At 59.1% G+C, this 801-nt stretch carries 1 protein-coding gene; it reads left to right on the top strand.

All coding sequences use genetic code 11. The features are described from left to right. Positions 1-29: 29 nt before the first annotated feature. On the top strand, positions 30-801 hold a 772-nt coding region (locus ABS761_RS16910), incomplete at its 3' end, for an Ig-like domain-containing protein (protein ID WP_350409556.1).

Below are 801 nucleotides of genomic sequence, written 5' to 3'. Positions count from 1 at the left end.
TGTCGGGTACGGTTGGTGCCGAGGCGGGGGTGTCGACCACGGTGACCATTACGGTCAATGGCCAGGATTACACAGCCAGCGTGGATACCGCGAATGGCACCTGGGCTGTGGATGTTGCGACCGGTGATCTGTTGGCTGATAACTCGGTGGCTGTCAGTGCGACGTCTACCGATGCTGCGGGCAACAGCACGACGACAACCGCAACGCATGCCTATGGTGTAGATACGACTGCGCCTGAGCTGACGGTGTCTGTGGATCCGGTGACTTCGGATAACGTGGTCAATGCAGCTGAATCTGGTGCTGCAACGATTGCGGTGTCGGGTACGGTTGATGCCGAGGCGGGAGCGTCGACCACGGTGACGATCACGGTCAATGGCCAGGATTACACAGCCACCGTGGATACCGCGAATGGCACCTGGGCTGTGGATGTTGCGACCGGTGATCTGTTGGCTGATAGCGCGGTGGCTGTCAGTGCGATGTCTACCGATGCGGTGGGCAACAGCACGACGACCACAACCAGCCATGGCTACTCGGTTGACACGACTGCGCCTGAGGTGACAGTCTCGGTTGATTCGATCACTGCTGACAATGTGATTAATGCCGCAGAGTCTGGCACGTCGGTAAATGTCACGGGCCAGGTGACGGGTGAGTTCAACGAGGGTGACGCGGTCACGCTGACGGTCAATAGTGTTGCGTACACCGGCACCGTTGGTGCGGATGGGTCATGGACCATTGCAGTTTCTGGATCTGACCTTGCAGCCTCTAGCTCGCTGGGTGTGTCGGTCACGACAACCGATGCTG

Origin of the sequence: Castellaniella sp. GW247-6E4 (assembly GCF_040276065.1) — a bacterium.
GTDB lineage: Bacteria > Pseudomonadota > Gammaproteobacteria > Burkholderiales > Burkholderiaceae_B > Castellaniella.
This window is presented reverse-complemented; position numbering and strand designations above follow the sequence as displayed.